Raw genomic sequence first — 16,793 nt, 5'->3', positions numbered from 1 at the left:
GGCGCGAACGGTATCTATTGTCTTTGCAGGACGGCACCGAACCCACCCAAGGAGTGTCCGAATGGCCGAAATCGTCGATATCGCGCGCGGTGCGCTGAATGCGCAACCGTTCAGCGCCTTGCTCGGAACCAAGCTGATGCAGGTCGATTCAGCGAGTCTCACGCTGTGTCTGACGATCAGGGACGAGCTGAGGCAACAACACGGTTTCGTGCACGGCGGGGTGGTCAGTTATCTCGTGGACAACGCGCTGACCTTCGCGGGCGCGCTGCGGCTCGGGCCGAAGGTCGTCACCGGGGAGTACAAGATCAACTATCTGCGCCCGGCCGTCTCCGGCACGCTGATGGCCCGCGCGCGCGTGGTGCATGCGGGCATGACGCAGGCGACCTGCCAGTGCGACGTGTTCGTCACCGACGGCGGCGCCGAGCGGCTCGTCGCGGTCGCGCAGGGCACGATCACGCGCATCGGCGAGGGCGTCTCCGCCGAACCGGTATATCACGCCTGATTCTTCAATCTCCGTCCTATCAAGCAAAAAACCTCGCCGCGGCGAGGTTTTTTGTTTGCTACGCGTGCGCGTTACTGCGCCGCGACGGTCTTCTGCGTCTGCTCGCCGAGACCCTGAATGCCGAGGCGGATCGTTTGCCCGGCCTTCAGATACACCGCGTTCGGCTTCACGCCCATGCCGACGCCCGGCGGCGTGCCCGTCGAAATGACATCGCCCGGCTGCAGGCTCATCACCTTCGACAGATACGCGACCAGTTGCGCGACCGTGAAGACCATCGTCTTCGTGTTGCCGTTCTGATAGCGCTTGCCGTCGACTTCGAGCCACAGATCGAGCTTCTGCGGATCGGCGACTTCGTCCTTCGTGACGAGCCACGGACCGATCGGGCCGAACGTGTCGAAGCCCTTGCCCTTGTCCCATTGCGTGCCGTGCTCGAGCTGCCATTCGCGCTCGGAGACGTCGTTGATCACGCAGTAGCCCGCGACGTAATCAAGCGCGTTCGCTTCGTCGACGTACTTGGCTTCCTTGCCGATCACCACGCCGAGTTCGACTTCCCAGTCGGTCTTGACCGAGTTGCGCGGGATTTCCACGTCGTCGTCCGGGCCGTTGATCGCGCTCGTCCACTTGTTGAAGATGACCGGCTCGGTCGGCACCGGCAGATTCGATTCGGCGGCGTGATCCGCGTAGTTCAGCCCGATGCACACGAACTTGCCGACACGCCCGACACACGGCCCGATGCGCGGATTGCCATCGACCACCGGCAGCGACGCGATGTCGGTTGCGCGCAGTTTGGCCAGGCCCGCATCGGTCAGCGTCGCGCCGGCGATGTCATCGACGACCTTCGACAGATCGCGAATCTGGCCCTCGTCATCCAGCAGACCCGGTTTTTCCTGACCCTTGGGGCCGTAACGAAGCAGCTTCATCTGGTTTGATCCTCCTGGTTCCGAAAAAGAATGAGGGCGTGGTCAGTTCGACCAGCCGCCGTCGATGATGTGAATCTGGCCCGTCGTAAACGACGATTCGTCCGAGCCGAGATAGAGCGCGAGCGCCGCGATCTCTTCGGCGCGGCCGACGCGTCCCATCGGCTGGCGCGCGACGAACGCCGCCTGCACCTGATCGACGCTCGCGCCCTGCGCCTGCGCCTGCTCCGCGATGCGGTCCTTCAGCGACGGCGACTCCACGGTGCCGGGGCAGATCGCATTGCAGCGGACGCCGCGCGTGACGAAATCGGCGGCGACAGCCTTCGTGAGACCGATCACGGCCGCCTTCGACGCACCATACACGAAGCGGTTCGGCACGCCCTTCACGCTCGACGCCGCCGACGACATGTTGATGATCGAACCGCCGCCTTTTTCCAGCATCTTCGGCAGGAAAGCGCGAATCGTACGATACATCGCCTTGGCGTTCAGGTCGAAGGCGAAATCCCAGTCCTCTTCGCTTGCTTCCAGAATCGAGCCGGCGTGCACGAAGCCCGCGCAGTTGAACAGCACGTCGATCGCGCCGATCTCGTCGGCCAGCGCGTTGATCGCCTGCGTGTCGCGCACATCGAGCTTGCGCACTTCGAAGGGCTTGCCGTCGAGCGATTCGGTGCGGATGTCCGTCGCGATCACGCGCGCGCCCTGCGCCGCGAAAAGCTCGGCCGTCGCGAGCCCGATGCCCTGTCCCGCCGCCGTGATCAGCGCCGTCTTGCCTGCCAGTCTTTGTACCATCTACTGCTCCAGTCGAAGTGTTTTTTGAGACATGCCGGGTATATCAGCCGTTTCAGAGGCGATAGAACGCGCGGGCGTTGGCGCCGAAAATCGCGTCCTGTTCGGCCTTTTCGAGATGAGACGTGAGGTTTTTGGCCGTGCTGTGCCAGCCAGTGTAACTGCCGTTCAGGTCGAGCACGGGCCAGTCGCTGCCCCACATCAGACGCGCCGCGCCGAAATGTTCGATGAGATGCGCGACGTAGGGTTTCAGCGTTTCGTCGGTCCAGCTTTCTTTTGCTTCGGTCGCGAGGCCGGAAAGTTTGCAGAGCAGTCGCTGCGGTAACGCCGCGAGTTGCGCGATGCCATCGGCCCAGGGTTGCCAGCCATCGACGCCATCGCGAATCGGCGGCTTCGCGCCATGATCGACCACCACGCGCAACGCCGGATAACGCTCGACGAACCGGATCAGCGACGGCACGTGCCGCGCGAAGATCAGCGCATCAAAGGCGAGATCGTGTTCGATCAGGCGCTCGATCGCGTCCTTGCGCGGTGCGTGTTCGATCCAGGTATCGTCAGGCAGGTCTTGCAGCATCGGGCGGACGGCCTTGAACTTCGGTTCGCGCGCGAGTTCGTCGATGATCTTCGCTGCATCCGGCGAATCGAGCGGCACCCAGCCGACGACGCCCGCGATCGAATCGTCTCGGCGCGCGAGATCGAGCAGATAGCGCGTTTCGTCGACTGTCGGCGCGGCCTGAACGACGACCGTTTTCTGAACGCCGGCTGCGTTGCGAAGCGGCGCGAGATCGTCGGGGCCGAATACGCGATACAGCGGCTTCATGTCCGGCGTGAGCCAGCCATAATCGCCGCGTGACGGATCCCAGTAATGCTGATGTGAGTCAATATTCATCGCGGCACCGGCGCATTCGCGTGCAGCAGACCTTCGGCGCGCAACGCGTCCCACAGCGCGGGCGGAACCGGCGTCGCGAACGAGGCCGCGTTTTCGCGCACTTCATCCGGCGTGCGCGCGCCCATCAGCACCGTGGCGACGACTTTATGCGCATAAGGAAACTGGATGGCCGCCGCCGAGAGCGCGACGCCATGTTCGCGGCACACGCGCTCCAGCTTGCCGACGCGCTCGACGATGTCCTTCGGCGCATCGCCGTAATTGAACTTGAGATCGCCGTGCGCGTTCGCATCGAGACCGCGCGCGAGAATGCCCGAGTTGAACGCGCCGCCGAGCAGGATGCTCACGCCGCGCTTCTCGCATTCAGGCAATAAATCGTCGAGCGTGTTCTGTTCGAGCAGCGTGTAGCGGCCCGCGAGCAACGCGCAGTCGATATCGAATTCGGCCATCGCCTCCATCACGGCCGCGCCTTCGTTCACGCCCAGCCCGACCGCCTTCACGCCGCGCGATTGCTTCAGTTCGTCGAGCGCGCGGAAACCACCTTCGTCGGTCAGTTGCTTCCAGTAATGCGCGTTGCGCTCGCCGTGCGTGACGCGGCCGATGTCGTGAATCAGCACGATGTCGATATCGATCATGCCGAGCCGCATCTGGCTGTCCTCGAACGAGCGCAGGATGCCGTCGTAGGTGTAGTCGTAGATTGCCTGGAACGGCAGCGGCGCGGCCCAGCCCTCGCTGCCGTCGTCGGGAGTCGTGCGCGGGACGAAGCGGCGGCCGACTTTGGTCGATAACGCATACTCGCCGCGCGGATAACGCCGCAGCGCATCGCCGAGACGATGCTCCGCCTTCGTGTGGCCGTAGTGCGGCGCGGTATCGAAGAAGCGGAGGCCGGCCTGCCATGCGGCATCGACGGTCGCGCGCGCCTCCTCTTCCGTGAGCTCGTGATACAGCCCGCCGAGCGGCGCGGTGCCGAGCGACAGCGCGGTCACGTCCAGATCGGTACGGCCAATTTTGCGTCGACGTGAAACTGCTGCTTGCGCTTCTGCGGTCATCTGCAAACTCCGAATGATTTGAGATGGCGAAACTCAAGCCGCCACAGTAACGCGTCCCACGCTCGCGGGCAAACACGCGGGGCCGACCGGTTCGAAGGCTTTGTAAGTCAGGATGAATTCCTGATGCCCGAGCGCTTCCGACTTCGACGCCGCGCCCGCCGCCACCGCAACGGTGACATCGACAATTTCGCGGCCTACTTCGTCGAGCGTCGCGCGGCCTTCGAGGATGCGGCCCGCGTCGACGTCCATGTCGCCGGACAGATTGCGATACGTCGACGGATTTGCGCAGACCTTGATGACCGGCGAGATCGCCGAGCCGACCACCGAGCCGCGTCCGGTCGTGAAGAGAATCACGTGACAACCGCACGCGATCAGCTCGCCGATCTCCGCGTTGTCGCTGATGTTGGGAAAGCCGAAGCGCGGCTCGCCGTCCGGCACGACATCGAGCAGATACAGGCCGCCGGTCGGCGGCACATCGCCCGGCTTGATGATGCCGACGATCGGCGATGCGCCGCTTTTCGAATACGCGCCGAGCGATTTCTCTTCCTGCGTCGTCAGCCCGCCGTCCGCGTTGCCGACGGAAAACGAGCCGTGGCCCATCGTCGTGTAATAGCGCGCGGCCTTTTGCACGCAATCGACGATCGCATCACCGAGTTCGGGCCGCGCCGCGCGCCGCTTCATATGGAATTCGCAGCCGACGAGCTCGCCCGTTTCCTCGAAGATGCACGACGCGCCCGCATCGATGAACGCATCGAACGCGCGGCCCACAGCCGGATTCGCCGTGATGCCGCTCGTGCCGTCCGAGCCGCCGCAGATCGTGCCGACGATCAGTTCATCGAGCGCCATCGGCACTTTCGGTTGCGAGGCGAGCGTCGCGCGCGCCTCGCGCACCCAGTCGAGACCGTTCTGGATCGTGCTGCGCGTGCCGCCTTTTTCCTGAATCGTCAGCACGGCGGCGGGACGGCCGCTCGCGCGCACGACATCGGCGAGATAGTGCTTGTTCATGCTCTCGCAGCCGAGCGAGACGAACAGCACCGCGCCGACGTTCGGATGCGTGCAGAGGCGCTCCAGCATCTTTTCGGCGTAGCTGTTCGGATAGCAGCCGGGAAAGCCGATCAGATGCACGGGCGCTTCGGCTTGCGGATCGAAGGCATCGAACGCGTCGAACGATGGACGGAAGTGCGTGACGATCTCGCGCGCGACGTGATGCGCGCATTCGACGAGATACGCCACCGCGACGACATTGCGGATGCCCTTCTTGCCATCGGCGCGGAGAAAGCCTTGCAGTGCGGGAGTGTTCATGACTGTTCTTCAGTGCTGTACGTACGCGTGTCCGGCATCGTGCGTGTACGTCGGGATGTAGTCGCTTTCGAGATTGTGTGTATGCAGATGCGCGCCGCGCGCGACATCGGCGCTGACGTGGCCGATGATCGCGCCGTAGCGCAGCACCTTGTCGTCCTTCGACAGCGCGCGCCGCGCGACCTTGTGTGCGAGTTCGATGGTCGTCGCGAGCGTGACGGTCTCGCCTTCGATCAGCAGCGTTTCGCCTTGCGGCAGGCGCGCGGCAGCGATCAGGCAGTTGTCTTCCGGACTCAGCAGAATGAGACGCGGATCGGTGTTGGTTTGCATCGTTCGATACCTCAAGTTTGCGCTTCGCCGCCCGCGAGCCGCGCCACCATCAGCGAGCCGAGGATGATCGCGCCGTAGATCGCCTGAATCCAGAACGACGGAACCTGCGCAAGTGTCAGGAGGTTTTGCACGACGCCCAGCAGCAAAACGCCTGACAGCGCGCCCAGCATCGTGCCCTTGCCGCCGTCGAGCGAGATGCCGCCGATCACCGCCGCGGCGAACACCGTGAAGATCATGCCGTTGCCCTGATTCGCGTTGATCGCGCCGACATAGCCCGTCACGATCAGCCCGCCGATGGACGCGAGCACGCTGCCCAGCACGAACACGCCCCAGGTGACGCGCTCGACGCGAATGCCCGCCGCGCGCGCCGCTTCCGGATTGCCGCCGATCGCGTAGAGCGCGCGGCCGAGCCGGTGGTAACGCAGCATGAACGCCGCGACCGCGAAGGCCGCCGCCGCGAGCCAGACAGAGAGCGGCAGGCCGAGCACGAGCGTGGTCGCAAGCGTGAAGAACGACGGCGGCATGTCGAACAGCGTGCCGCCCTTGGTCGCGCCGACGAGCATGCCGCGCAGCACGATCAGCATTGCGAGCGTGACGATGAACGCGTTCAGGCGCAGCCGCACGACCAGAAAGCCGTTGATGAAACCGACCGCCGCGCCCACGACGACGATCGCCGCGAGCCCCGCCGCCGCCGGCCATTCGAGGCCGAAGCCCGCCGACGCCGCGGGCATCACGAGCATCGCGCCGACGGCGGGCGCGATGCCGACCGTCGATTCGAGCGACAGATCGAACTTGCCCGTCAGCACGATCAGCGATTCGGCGAGCACGACGAGCGCAAGCGCCGCCGACGCGCCGAGAATGCTGATCAGATTCGCCTGCGTCAGAAAGCTCGGGCTGACGAACGCGCCGATCGCGAGCAGCAACGCGAGCGCGGGCAATAGCGCAAGATCGCGAAAGCGTGCGAGTTCGATGCGCGGGCGCGGCCGCTGCATCGGCACGCCGGCCATCGCGGGACTGGAAACATCATGCTTCATGGAGACTCACTCCTTCGACGGATGCGATCAGTTCATGGTCCTGCCAACCGGCAGGGAATTCGGCGGCGATGGCGCCCCGGAACATCACGAGCACGCGATCGCAGGTGCGCAGGTCGTCGAGTTCGCCGGAGACGACGAGCACCGCCTTGCCTTCCTCGCGCACGCGCTCGACGACGCCGAGCAGCGCTTCTTTCGACTTCACGTCGACGCCGGCGGTCGGATCGATGAGCACGAGCACGTTCGGATCGGTGGCGAGCGCGCGCGCCATCACCACTTTTTGCTGATTGCCGCCCGACAGGCCCGACACGATGTGCTCAGGCCCCTGCGTCTTGATGCCGAGCGCCGCGATCATGCGGCGTCCGAACGCGTTCTTCTGCGCCGGCGACGCGATGCCGAAGCGCCCGAGCGTGCGCGCGATCGTCATCGACGCGTTCTCCGCGACGGATTGCGACAGCACCAGTCCTTCGCGATGCCGGTCCTTCGGCACGCAGCCGACGCCACGCGCGAGCGCGGCAGGCACGTCGCCGGGAGGCAGCGCGCGGCCATCGACCTCGATCGCGCCGCTGCGCTGCGCCTTCAAACCGGCGATGGCTTCCGCGACACTCGTGCGGCCGCTCGTCGTCGCGCCCGTCAGGCCGATGACTTCGCCGCGCCGCACGGCGAAGCTCACGTCGCCGTAGTCGTCGCCGCAGAGATCGGACACGGACAGCGCGATCGGTGCATCGGCGGACAGAGGCGCACGCGCGGCCGCATCCGCGACGGCGAGACCGCCCTGCTCGCCCGTCATCGCTTCGATCAGCTTGTCGCGCGGCAACGCCGAAACCGGCGCGCTGACGATATGCCGGGCATCGCGCAGAACGGTCACTGCCTGACAGATTTCGTACACTTCCTGCAAGTGATGGGAAATGAACAGGAAAGTGACACCTTCGCGCTGCAACTCTTCGATACGCCTGAAGAGACGCTTGATCTCCTCGCCGTCCAACTGTGCTGTCGGCTCGTCGAGGATGATGAAGCGCGCACCGTACGACAGCGCCCGCGCGATTTCCACGAGCTGCCGCGCCTCGACCGTCAGATCGCCCGCGCGCGCATCCTCGCGCACGTCGATCTTCCAGTGACCGAGCAAGGCGCGGGCGTCGCGGCGCATCGCGCGCCAGTCGATCACGCCGCCGCGCCGATGCTGCCGGTTGATGAACAGGTTCTCGGCCACCGACAACTCGCGGATGATCGTCGAATGCTGATAGACGCACGCGACGCGCTCGCGCCAGGCATCGCGATCGACGAGCGGCGGCGCGCTCTCGCCGCCGAAGCGGATCTCGCCGGCGTCGGGACGGCGCAGGCCGGTGATCATCGACACGAGGGTCGATTTGCCCGCGCCGTTGCGCCCGACGAGCGCATGCGATTCGCCGGACAGCACGCGCATCGTGACGTCGGCGAGTGCGGCGGTCGAGCCGTAGCGCTTGGTCAGCCCGATCGCTTCAACGACGGGCGCGCTCATTTGATGTTGTTGCCCCAGAGGGACTTGTCGTCGACATTGGTCTTCGTCACGAGCGGCGCGGGCAACTGATCCTCCAGAATGCCGGGCGCGCGCTGCACGATCGTGCTGCCGTGATCGGTCGGACCGGGCTTGAAGCTCTGTCCGGCGAGCGCGGCCTTGATATAGAAGAGACCGTATTTCGCGTACAGATCGGCGGGCTGCGAGATGGTCGCGTCGATCTCGCCGCGCCGGATCGCATCGTATTCCTGCGGGATGCCGTCATTGCTCACGATCACGATGTGCTTCGGATCGCCCGCCTTCACCAGCAGTTGCTTGCGGCGCAGCGTCTGCAGCGTCGGCGACAGATACACGCCGCCCGCCTGCATGTAGATCGCCTTCACGTCGGGATTCGCGGTCAGCAGGCTGTCGAGCGCGGTCGCGGCGGCGTCGCCTTTCCACGCGGCCGGAATCTCCAGCAGGCTCAGCGACGGATATTTCTTCAGGCACGCGCGAAATGCCTCGGAGCGGTCGCGGCCGTTCACCGACGCCAGATCGCCCATGATCTGCACGACCTTGCCCGACTTCACGTGTTCGCCGATGTACTCGCACGACTTGGTGCCATACGCGCGGTTGTCGGCGCGCACGACCATCGCGACCTTGCCCTGCGTCGGCGCGACATCCACCGCGACGACCGGCACGCTCTTGGCCGACGACGCGTCGAGTGCCCGGCTGATCGCCGCCGAATCGAGCGGCCCGACGACGATGCCGCGCGCGCCCAGATTCAGCAGGTTGTTCATGTCGGTGATCTGTTGCGCGGGATCGCCGTTCGAATTGACGGGCGCGAGGATATCGAGGCCCATCTCCTTCGCGTATTTCGGCAGGTAGTTGTTGTACGACTGCCAGAACGGCGAGGTCAGCAGCGGCAGGCCGAGGCCGACTTTGCCGCTTTCGGCCGCATGGGCCATGCCGATGGTGCCAGCCGCCGCGAGCGCGGCGACGACGGCGAGTTTCCGGGTGAACTTCATCTGCTTGTCTCCTGATGTGTGCTGTTCTTGGTGACTGCAACGTGGGGCTGCGGAAAACGACCGGTGCATTGATTCATCAGTGAACGTATTATTCATATACGCACAATTCGAAGTCAAGGACGAAGCATGGCGAAACCGGTACGTAGTTTCCCTAGCCGGATTTTTCGTTCGATGACAAAAGGCTTAAACTCGCGCGATTCATGAACCGACCCAGACTGCACATGGACGTTGAAGACAACGACGCCGACCGCTATCGCGCGCCCGCGCTCGACAAGGGCCTCGATATCCTCGAATTGCTGTCGGAGCAGAAATCGGGGCTCACGCGTGCCGAGATCACGAAGCTGCTCGGACGCAACGCAAGCGAGATGTATCGGATGCTGGAGCGACTGGTCGCGCGGCAATACGTCGTGCGCTCGCCCGAAGGCGATCGTTATTCGCTGAGCCTAAAGCTCTACGCGCTCGCGCATCGTCATCCGCCGATGAACCGGCTCATCGCCGAAGCGCTGCCGGTGATGCAGCGTTTCGCGGACGCGGCCGAGCAATCTGTGCATCTGGCGGTCTACGATCGCGGCAATCTGCTCGTCATCGCGCAAGTGGACGGCCCCGGCACGTGGGGCATTTCGGTGCGGCTCGGCTCGCGCGTCGGCCTGATCGATACCGGCTCGGGCCGCGTGATGCTCGCGTTCCAGACCGACGAGCAGCGCGAGCACATGCTCGCCGAGCATACGAAGGTCAAAGGCGAACTCGAACTCGATCGCGCGGTGCTCGACGCCGACTATCAGCAGGTTCGTGCGGTCGGATATTCGAAGAAGGACAGCCAGCAGACCTTCGGCGTGACGGACGTGACGTTTCCGTTGCTCGGGCCGTCCGGCCAGGCGATCGCCGCCCTCACCTGCCCGTATATGCGGCGGATCGACGAGTACGTGGCGCCGTCGATCGACGACGTGACCGCGCTTCTGCGGGACGCGGCGGATTCGCTTTCGATGGTGCACGACTGAACGGCGCACGCTCCGCGCGTTAGAATGGCGGCCCTCTCAAAATGACGGCGCGCCGCAATGACGCGCCGTCTTGTTCAACCCGACGCATTCCCGATGGCGAAACTCCTTTCAGATTCCGAATTCCTCCGCTTCACCGAACTCCAGCAAAAGCAGGCCAATTTCACGATCACGTCCGACGAAGCCGACGAGCTGCGCGAGATCGTCGCGCGCGCGCAGAAGAAGCGCGACGATCGCGCGGCCGCGATGCAGACGATCGAAACGTATATCGCGCAATTCGACATCACGCCCGATGAGCTTTTCTCGGCCGAGCAGATCGGCGATGCGGCGCGCACCTTCGGCCTGATTCCCGCCGCGAAGAAAGAGCGCACGCTGCCGCCGCAACTGACGCATAACGGCAAGCCGTATCAGTGGACGTCGCGCGCGTTGCCCGAGGAAATTCGCGTGCCGCTGTTCGAGGCGTTCACGTCGGGGCAATCGGTGAAGGGATTCATCGCGACCTTGAAGGACACGTCGCGTTGCGCGTTGACGATCGCGCGGCTCGAAAAAGAAACGGGAAATACGTATGCCGAAGCATTGCTCGACGAGCTTTCGCTATCGCGCATTCAGGTCGACGAAGCGCTCGAGAAACTTGCGGCCTAAGCCTGATCGGCGCGCGGCTGTGACGGCGTATCGCACAGCCGCATTCTGAAGCCGACGACGCCCGGGTCTTCGGTCTTCGTCAACTCGAAGCCGCTGTTGCGCGCGAGCGCGATCATGCCGGCGTTCTCGCGCAACGCTTCGCCGATCATCCAGCGCGTGCCGCGATTTTTCGCGTAGTCGATGATGCGCGACAGCAGCAGCGACCCCAACCCTCTCCCCTTCATATCCGAGCGCGCGGCCACGGCGAATTCGGCGGTCTCGTTGTCGGGATCGGCGATCGCGCGCGCCACGCCGAGCGTCTCGCGCACCCCATCGCCATTGGCCCGCGTCACGATCAGCGCCATTTCGCGGTCGTAATCGATCTGCGTCATGCGCGCGAGCTGCGAATGATCGAAGCTGCGCACCGCACCGAAAAAACGCAGGCGCAAATCTTCGGCGGTATTCGCGGCGACGAACGCGGCGTGCGCGTCTTCATCCTCGGGACGAATCGGCCGCACGGTGACGCGCATGCCACGCCAGTCGAGCGTCTCTTCGAGGCAGCGCGGATACGGGACGATCGCAAGCGGCTTGCGATGCGCGCCCAACGTGAGTTGCGGCTCGTGAACGGCAACCGAATCGCGCGTCACGCGCAGCGTGAGTTTCAGCGCGACGATTTCTTCGATATAGCAAACGAGTTGCGACAGCGATGTCAGCGCGTTGAGGAGCGCCTCGGCGGGCAATTCGCGCGAGCGCGGCGAGCGCATGACGAGATCGCGCGCCAGAATCGGATTGAGCGGCGGCAACGCGAATTCATGCAGCGCGTCCGCGAGGCCAAGCGCGCCTTCGGCCCTGAACTCGAAGACCGGGCCAAAGACGCGATGGTTGAGCAGGCGCGCCTGAATCTCGACGGCGTCGCTCGTCAGTGAATCGGGCGGTCCTGGTTTCACCGTGATGCCGAAGCGTGCGAGCACGCGCGCCGCACGTTCGCCGTTCAGTTCGGCGATGCCGTTTGCGAGTGCGCCGCGGATCTCGGACTGCGCGGCATCGATGTCTTCCGGGATATCGACGGGCAGGCCATCGGGCGTTTGCATCAACAATTCGCGGCCTTGCCGAAAGTCGACCAGACGCGCGAAACCACGCGCGAGCCGATGGGGCGTCGTATGCACGGGTATGCCGTTCGCGTGCAGTTCATCGCGCGTGGCCGCATCGGCGCAGCCGAAAAAGCACGCCAGCAATCCGCGATAAGCGTGGCGCCGCTCGGCGATCAGCGTCTCCGCGACTTTCGCGACGGGCGCGCTGTGAGTCGGCGCATGCACGACAAATACCGTGCCGGTCTCGCGATGCGCCGCGAGCGCTTCGAGCGCGGCGCCGAAATCGGCCGGCGTGGCGTCGTCGCCGAGCAGCAGCGGATTGCCCGCGTGAGCGCGCGGCAGAGCTGCCGCGATGGCATCGCGTGCGGCCGCAGGCCATTGCGCGAGGTCATCGCCGGCGGCGCTGAACGCGTCCCGGGCGAGCGCCGCGACGCCGCGATCGCTCGTGATGACGGTCGCCACGTCGCTTGCCGCAACGCGGCCGATACCAAGGGTTTCGATTTCGTCGAGCAGATCGTCGAGCGAATCGACGCGGACCAGGCCGGCGCGACGGAAGGCGGCGCCATAGAGACGGTCGAACGGATCATCGCGACCGGTACGAAGCACGAGCACCGGCTTGTTCCGTGCGGCGGCGCGCGCCGCGGACATGAACTTGCGCGCCGATTTGAGGTTTTCGATGGCAAGCAGGATCGCGCGCGTGGATGCATCGCTCGCAAGGAAATCGAGGATATCGCCGGAATCGACATCGGCTTCATCGCCGAGAGCGACGATGCGCGAAAAGCCGAGCCCGCGTGCACGCGCCCAGCCCAGCACGCCGTTCGTCAACGCATTCGAGCCGGAGACCCACGCGACGCCACCGGACTTCACGCTGCACGCGGGCGCGCCGAGACACGCGCCGATGGCGGGCGTCACCACGCCCAGACTCGCGGGTCCGACGACGCGCACGAGAAAAGGGCGGGCCGCCGCAAGCGCGCGAGCGGTCCATTGATCCGTGTCAGTGCCCGATGACTCGCCGCGCTGCTTCGCTTCGCCGACTATCACCACCGCTTTCGTACCGCGCCGGCCCAGACGCTCGACGAGGTCCGGCCATGTGCGCGGTTTTGTGCAGAGCACGGCGACATTCGGCGCATCGGGCGGCGCATCGATGTCGCGAAAGACCGTTTCGCCGCCCAGCGAATCGTACTTTGGGTTGACCGGCCAAAGCGGGCCTTTGAATCCTGCACACGACGCATGCGTCCAGACCATCTCGCCGATGCTGCCCGCGCGCGACGAGGCACCCACGATTGCGATCGACTTCGGCGCGAACAGGATATCCAGATTGCGAACGGTCATGAAGTCTCCGGCATGGGCGACGGTTGGGACAGCGCCTAGGATAGGCGATTTTTTCCAGCGGTGATGACGTGGGACGTTTCGCATCGGGTGAGGCGCGGGAGACTTTATGCGCATAAAGGTCGCCTCGCACCGTCGTCCGCCGAGGTCTCCTGAACGCTCACCGACTTTATGCGCATAAACCTCGGCTGAATGGCCAACGATTGTCATTTGTTGATGATTAACACTGGAAAAATGATTACGCCAATGTAGAATTCAACGGACTTCAAAAATCGGAGCAGAACGTGGCGGCGGAAATCATAGCGATCACGCAGCAGAAGGGCGGCGTCGGCAAAAGCACGATTGCCATGCATCTCGGTGCGGCCTTTCACGAAAAGAAAAAGCGTGTGCTGGTCGTCGACGCAGATGGTCAGAACACGCTGATTCACTGGTCGAGCGCCGGATCGGATGGCGAGAGCGGGATTCCATTTCCCGTTGTGAACCTCTCTGAAGCGGGAGGGCAGATCCATCGAGAGATCAAGAAGTTCGTCAACGACTACGACATCATCGTGGTCGATTGCCCGCCGTCGATCACGGAGAAGGTTTCCGGCGTTGTCCTGCTCGCGGCAAGCGTGGCCGTGATTCCGACGTCGTCATCGCCGGCGGATTATTGGTCGAGCGTCGGTCTCGTCAAGCTCGTACAGCAAGCGCAGGTAATGAACGAAGATCTGCGCGCCGTTTTCCTCCTCAACAAGACCGAAGAGAAGCGCATGCTCACGCGCGAGCTCAAGGTCGCGCTCGAGGAACTCGGCTTTCCTCTGCTCAAGACCCAGATCCCCACGCGCGAGTGCTACAAGCAGGCGATGGCGCTCGGACAGACCGTACTTCAAATGAGCGATCGGGGATCGCGCCTCGCTGCCACGGAGATCCGCGCCGTGGCCGACGAGATCCTCGGCATGCTCCCCTGACTTTATGCGCATAAAGGACCCTGAATGAAACCGTCCCAGTTTGCAAAGGGCTTCAAGGCCCGCCCCGACTCGACGAGCAGCGAGAAGCGCACGGCACTCGACCGGCTCAATGCGATCGACGGCATCGTCGATATCCAGCACGTGGGACAAGCCGCGGCGAACGGCCGGTCCAGCGCGTTCGTCGCCGACGAACCCAGCGATGTCGCTACCGGGCCGGAGTCCGATGAATACCGGGCGTGGCGACGCGCGAATCGCTACACGGCGGGACAAGTGATCGAACTGTCATTGAAGTCGATCAAGCCGAGCCCGTTCAATCCGCGCCATTTCTATCTCAAGACATCGATCGCGGAATTGGCCGTCAATCTCGCGAAGCAGGGACAGCAGCAGGCCATCCACGTCATCCCCGACTACGAGAATCCGGGGACGTTTTTTGTCAGCGATGGCGGTCGCCGCGTGCGGGCGCTGAAAGAGGCGAACAAGGAAACGGTGAAGGCGGTGGTGGTCGATTTGCCGATCGGCATTCAGAGCTACAAGCTGGGCTATGACCTGAACGTTCAGCGCGACTCGCAGACCGTATTCGACAATGCAGTGGTCTGGCGGCGCTTCCTCGACGAGCAGCACTTTCAGAGCCAGCGCGAACTGGCGGATCATCTGGGCCTCGACGAATCGACGATCGCCGTGGCGCTGTCGATCGCAAAGCTGCCAGAGAACGTCATGCACGAGATGGTTGCGCGCCCGGACCGGTTCGGCTCGAACATGGCCTATCAGATAACCCGTTATCACACCGCGCGCGGCAGCGATGCCACACTGCGGCTCATCAACAAGATCGCGTCCGACGATCTGAGCACGCGCCAGGTCGCCGATATCGTCAAGGGGCGCGCAAGCGCGCAGGAAGCGCCGAAGACGCCTGGCCGCCAGCGCTATGCGCAGCGTCTCGAGATCAAACTCGATGGCATAGCGGTAGGCGATCTGAAGTCTTACGGAGAGGATCGTCTCGAGTTGCGTCTGCGCGGCTTGTCCCGCGAAAAGCGCGATGAACTGCTGCATCAGATCGAACTGATGCTTAAGCCTGACGAGACCAAGAAGTAATGCGATGTGTGGCCGCCGAAGTCGTCCTTCGGTGGCCCTTCCAGGCGAGCGGCATCAACCGACGCGCGACTGATTCAACGTAAATGCCAGCAAGTCGCCGTCCGTGGGCTCGCCCCAGGTCTTGCGAGCAAGCCAGTCGAAAAAAGATGTCTCGGCGAGCTTCGAACCCAATCCGCGCTTGCGCCAGTCATCGCGCATGTGCGTTCCCAGTCCCGGCAACACATCTTCCTCGAACGACTGACGCGCGAGCTCCCGTTCTTCCTCACCTTGCTCGTCGTACAGCACGCGCGCTTCCTTGCGACGGTAAGCTGAAAATTCGCTGAGCAAACGGGCTTTGAGATCGTCGGCGGCGGCCGAGACGGTCGCCGGCGTGCGGACGGCCGTGCCGCTCGCGGCCGGAGGCAACGCCTCGACCGGCGGCGCATAGCCTTTCTTGAGCGCATCCTTGAACAGCGCCGCTGCGCTGCGAACCGGCGGCAACGATGTGCTGCGCATACGCTGCTCCGTCATCTGCAAAGCGGCGCGAATACGATTTTCCTCGCTATCGGCGTACAGGGTCTGTGCGTCCTTGAGCGGAATGCCGATCTTCACCATCCGGTCGACGAGCGTGCTGTCGAACACATTCGGATGTTCATCGAGCGCGAGCATCGGCTGCTTGCGTTCGGTCACGCGAAACTGGATTTCAGCGACGCGCCGCCCCTCTCGATGCTCCACCAGTTCGACGAAAATGTTCGTCACCGCGTTCACCTCGGCGATAGCCGGACGCAGATAGTCGCGCTTGAAGTACTTGTACTCGCGCTTGGCCTCGTCGCCGGCTTCCGTGTCGGGCGTACCGGACAAGATAGGACGCCACCATTCCCACGTCTCCCGCATCGTCAGATGGCTCGGGTTGGTCAGATAGCGGACGCAGATTTCGTAGAGCGCGAGGCCAGCGCTGCTGCGCAATTGACTTTGAAACTGCAGGCTCAGGCGCGCATACTGCACGGGATCCAGCAGCTTCTTCTTGATTTTGGGCGCGAAAGAAAATTCGACCCATACGCGGCGTGTCGTCGGGTCTTCGAGAATTTCGGCGTCGGCGATCAGGGTCGAAATGCCCCATTTGCGGCCGGGCTTCTGACTCGACGTGCCAGTGCTCCACTCGACCTGCACGGACACCATCCGACGCAAGTGCTCTTTGACCAGCGCGGTATCGTTCGAATCGAACGCGGAGTTCGCAACGATATCCGATAGCAGTGCGCGGTACGTGTCGCCGGAATCGTCAGCCTGCTGGGCAACCGCGAGCAGCACGTTGAACAGTTTTCTCGTGAGCAGCGTGATCTTGCCGCTCTTCGGCTGAATCGCAATGGCCTCGACCGCCTTGCGCAACTCCGCCGAACTCGGGCTGACTACGTCGGTTTTCTTTGCGCGCTTGGTGGCCAT

General features: G+C 64.1%; 16 protein-coding genes. 5 read left to right on the top strand and 11 right to left on the bottom strand.

Annotation, left to right across the window (positions count from 1 at the left end):
• Positions 1-61: 61 nt before the first annotated feature.
• Positions 62-502, top strand: a complete 441-nt coding sequence (locus tag NK8_RS14720; RefSeq protein ID WP_213229619.1) for a PaaI family thioesterase — start codon at positions 62-64, stop codon at positions 500-502.
• A 71-nt stretch (positions 503-573) separates the two neighbouring features.
• On the opposite strand, the gene NK8_RS14715 is transcribed toward NK8_RS14720, so the two are convergent.
• The 9 genes from NK8_RS14715 to NK8_RS14675 are packed head-to-tail and all read right to left on the bottom strand — an operon-like array spanning position 574 to position 9,302.
• Positions 574-1,422: an ureidoglycolate lyase gene (locus NK8_RS14715; RefSeq protein WP_213229617.1), complete on the bottom strand. Its 849-nt coding sequence runs from the start codon at positions 1,420-1,422 to the stop codon at positions 574-576.
• Between the two features lie 42 nt (positions 1,423-1,464).
• Positions 1,465-2,208: an SDR family oxidoreductase gene (locus NK8_RS14710; protein WP_213229615.1), complete on the bottom strand. Its 744-nt coding sequence runs from the start codon at positions 2,206-2,208 to the stop codon at positions 1,465-1,467.
• Positions 2,209-2,260: 52 nt separating this feature from the next.
• Complete coding sequence (locus tag NK8_RS14705) at positions 2,261-3,094, bottom strand: amidohydrolase (protein ID WP_213229613.1); 834 nt, start codon at positions 3,092-3,094, stop codon at positions 2,261-2,263.
• On the bottom strand, positions 3,091-4,140 hold the full coding sequence (locus NK8_RS14700) for an aldo/keto reductase (protein WP_213229611.1): 1,050 nt from the start codon (positions 4,138-4,140) through the stop codon (positions 3,091-3,093). The genes NK8_RS14705 and NK8_RS14700 overlap by 4 nt, the downstream gene beginning before the upstream one ends.
• Positions 4,141-4,173: 33 nt before the next feature.
• Positions 4,174-5,442: a UxaA family hydrolase gene (locus NK8_RS14695; protein WP_162066902.1), complete on the bottom strand. Its 1,269-nt coding sequence runs from the start codon at positions 5,440-5,442 to the stop codon at positions 4,174-4,176.
• A gap of 9 nt (positions 5,443-5,451) precedes the next feature.
• On the bottom strand, positions 5,452-5,769 hold the full coding sequence (locus NK8_RS14690) for a UxaA family hydrolase (RefSeq protein ID WP_213229609.1): 318 nt from the start codon (positions 5,767-5,769) through the stop codon (positions 5,452-5,454).
• A gap of 11 nt (positions 5,770-5,780) precedes the next feature.
• A complete protein-coding gene (locus tag NK8_RS14685; protein ID WP_213229607.1) occupies positions 5,781-6,803 on the bottom strand; it encodes an ABC transporter permease in 1,023 nt (340 codons plus the stop codon).
• A complete protein-coding gene (locus tag NK8_RS14680; protein WP_213229606.1) occupies positions 6,793-8,298 on the bottom strand; it encodes a sugar ABC transporter ATP-binding protein in 1,506 nt (501 codons plus the stop codon). Before NK8_RS14680 ends, NK8_RS14685 begins: the two co-directional genes overlap by 11 nt.
• A complete protein-coding gene (locus tag NK8_RS14675; protein WP_162066899.1) occupies positions 8,295-9,302 on the bottom strand; it encodes a sugar ABC transporter substrate-binding protein in 1,008 nt (335 codons plus the stop codon). The genes NK8_RS14680 and NK8_RS14675 overlap by 4 nt, the downstream gene beginning before the upstream one ends.
• A 221-nt stretch (positions 9,303-9,523) precedes the next feature.
• Here NK8_RS14675 and NK8_RS14670 point away from each other — a divergent pair, with 221 nt between their 5' ends.
• Both NK8_RS14670 and NK8_RS14665 read left to right on the top strand, forming a co-directional pair.
• Positions 9,524-10,300, top strand: coding sequence for an IclR family transcriptional regulator (locus NK8_RS14670; protein WP_162068184.1), 777 nt, complete (start codon positions 9,524-9,526; stop codon positions 10,298-10,300).
• A 93-nt stretch (positions 10,301-10,393) separates the two neighbouring features.
• Positions 10,394-10,939: a hypothetical protein gene (locus tag NK8_RS14665; RefSeq protein WP_213230365.1), complete on the top strand. Its 546-nt coding sequence runs from the start codon at positions 10,394-10,396 to the stop codon at positions 10,937-10,939.
• Here NK8_RS14665 and NK8_RS14660 read toward each other — a convergent pair.
• Positions 10,936-13,341, bottom strand: coding sequence for a GNAT family N-acetyltransferase (locus NK8_RS14660; RefSeq protein WP_213229604.1), 2,406 nt, complete (start codon positions 13,339-13,341; stop codon positions 10,936-10,938). The two genes, NK8_RS14665 and NK8_RS14660, sit on opposite strands and share 4 nt — an antisense overlap.
• 281 nt (positions 13,342-13,622) lie before the next feature.
• Between NK8_RS14660 and parA the strand changes: the two genes are divergently transcribed.
• Together parA and NK8_RS14650 are read left to right on the top strand one after the other, a co-directional pair.
• Positions 13,623-14,285, top strand: a complete 663-nt coding sequence (gene parA, locus NK8_RS14655; protein WP_162066896.1) for a ParA family partition ATPase — start codon at positions 13,623-13,625, stop codon at positions 14,283-14,285.
• Positions 14,286-14,309: 24 nt separating this feature from the next.
• Positions 14,310-15,374 (top strand): ParB/RepB/Spo0J family partition protein, encoded by a 1,065-nt coding sequence (locus NK8_RS14650; protein ID WP_213229601.1) that lies wholly within the window; start codon positions 14,310-14,312, stop codon positions 15,372-15,374.
• Between the two features lie 54 nt (positions 15,375-15,428).
• Here NK8_RS14650 and NK8_RS14645 read toward each other — a convergent pair whose 3' ends face one another.
• Positions 15,429-16,793 (bottom strand): replication initiation protein, encoded by a 1,365-nt coding sequence (locus tag NK8_RS14645; RefSeq protein ID WP_162066894.1) that lies wholly within the window; start codon positions 16,791-16,793, stop codon positions 15,429-15,431.

It is taken from the genome of Caballeronia sp. NK8, assembly GCF_018408855.1.
Taxonomy (GTDB): Bacteria; Pseudomonadota; Gammaproteobacteria; order Burkholderiales; family Burkholderiaceae; genus Caballeronia.
The sequence above is the reverse complement of the archived record's forward strand: the minus strand, read 5'-3'. Positions and strand labels throughout refer to the sequence as shown.

Bases quoted from the DNA above. Each gene is read 5' to 3' on its own strand.
- NK8_RS14720 (WP_213229619.1), top strand. From the start codon at position 62: ATGGCCGAAATCGTCGATATCGCGCGCGGTGCGCTGAATGCGCAACCG.
- NK8_RS14715 (WP_213229617.1), bottom strand. From the start codon at position 1,422: ATGAAGCTGCTTCGTTACGGCCCCAAGGGTCAGGAAAAACCGGGTCTG.
- NK8_RS14710 (WP_213229615.1), bottom strand. From the start codon at position 2,208: ATGGTACAAAGACTGGCAGGCAAGACGGCGCTGATCACGGCGGCGGGA.
- NK8_RS14705 (WP_213229613.1), bottom strand. From the start codon at position 3,094: ATGAATATTGACTCACATCAGCATTACTGGGATCCGTCACGCGGCGAT.
- NK8_RS14700 (WP_213229611.1), bottom strand. From the start codon at position 4,140: ATGACCGCAGAAGCGCAAGCAGCAGTTTCACGTCGACGCAAAATTGGC.
- NK8_RS14695 (WP_162066902.1), bottom strand. From the start codon at position 5,442: ATGAACACTCCCGCACTGCAAGGCTTTCTCCGCGCCGATGGCAAGAAG.
- NK8_RS14690 (WP_213229609.1), bottom strand. From the start codon at position 5,769: ATGCAAACCAACACCGATCCGCGTCTCATTCTGCTGAGTCCGGAAGAC.
- NK8_RS14685 (WP_213229607.1), bottom strand. From the start codon at position 6,803: ATGAAGCATGATGTTTCCAGTCCCGCGATGGCCGGCGTGCCGATGCAG.
- NK8_RS14680 (WP_213229606.1), bottom strand. From the start codon at position 8,298: ATGAGCGCGCCCGTCGTTGAAGCGATCGGGCTGACCAAGCGCTACGGC.
- NK8_RS14675 (WP_162066899.1), bottom strand. From the start codon at position 9,302: ATGAAGTTCACCCGGAAACTCGCCGTCGTCGCCGCGCTCGCGGCGGCT.
- NK8_RS14670 (WP_162068184.1), top strand. From the start codon at position 9,524: ATGGACGTTGAAGACAACGACGCCGACCGCTATCGCGCGCCCGCGCTC.
- NK8_RS14665 (WP_213230365.1), top strand. From the start codon at position 10,394: ATGGCGAAACTCCTTTCAGATTCCGAATTCCTCCGCTTCACCGAACTC.
- NK8_RS14660 (WP_213229604.1), bottom strand. From the start codon at position 13,341: ATGACCGTTCGCAATCTGGATATCCTGTTCGCGCCGAAGTCGATCGCA.
- NK8_RS14650 (WP_213229601.1), top strand. From the start codon at position 14,310: ATGAAACCGTCCCAGTTTGCAAAGGGCTTCAAGGCCCGCCCCGACTCG.
- NK8_RS14645 (WP_162066894.1), bottom strand. From the start codon at position 16,793: ATGGCCACCAAGCGCGCAAAGAAAACCGACGTAGTCAGCCCGAGTTCG.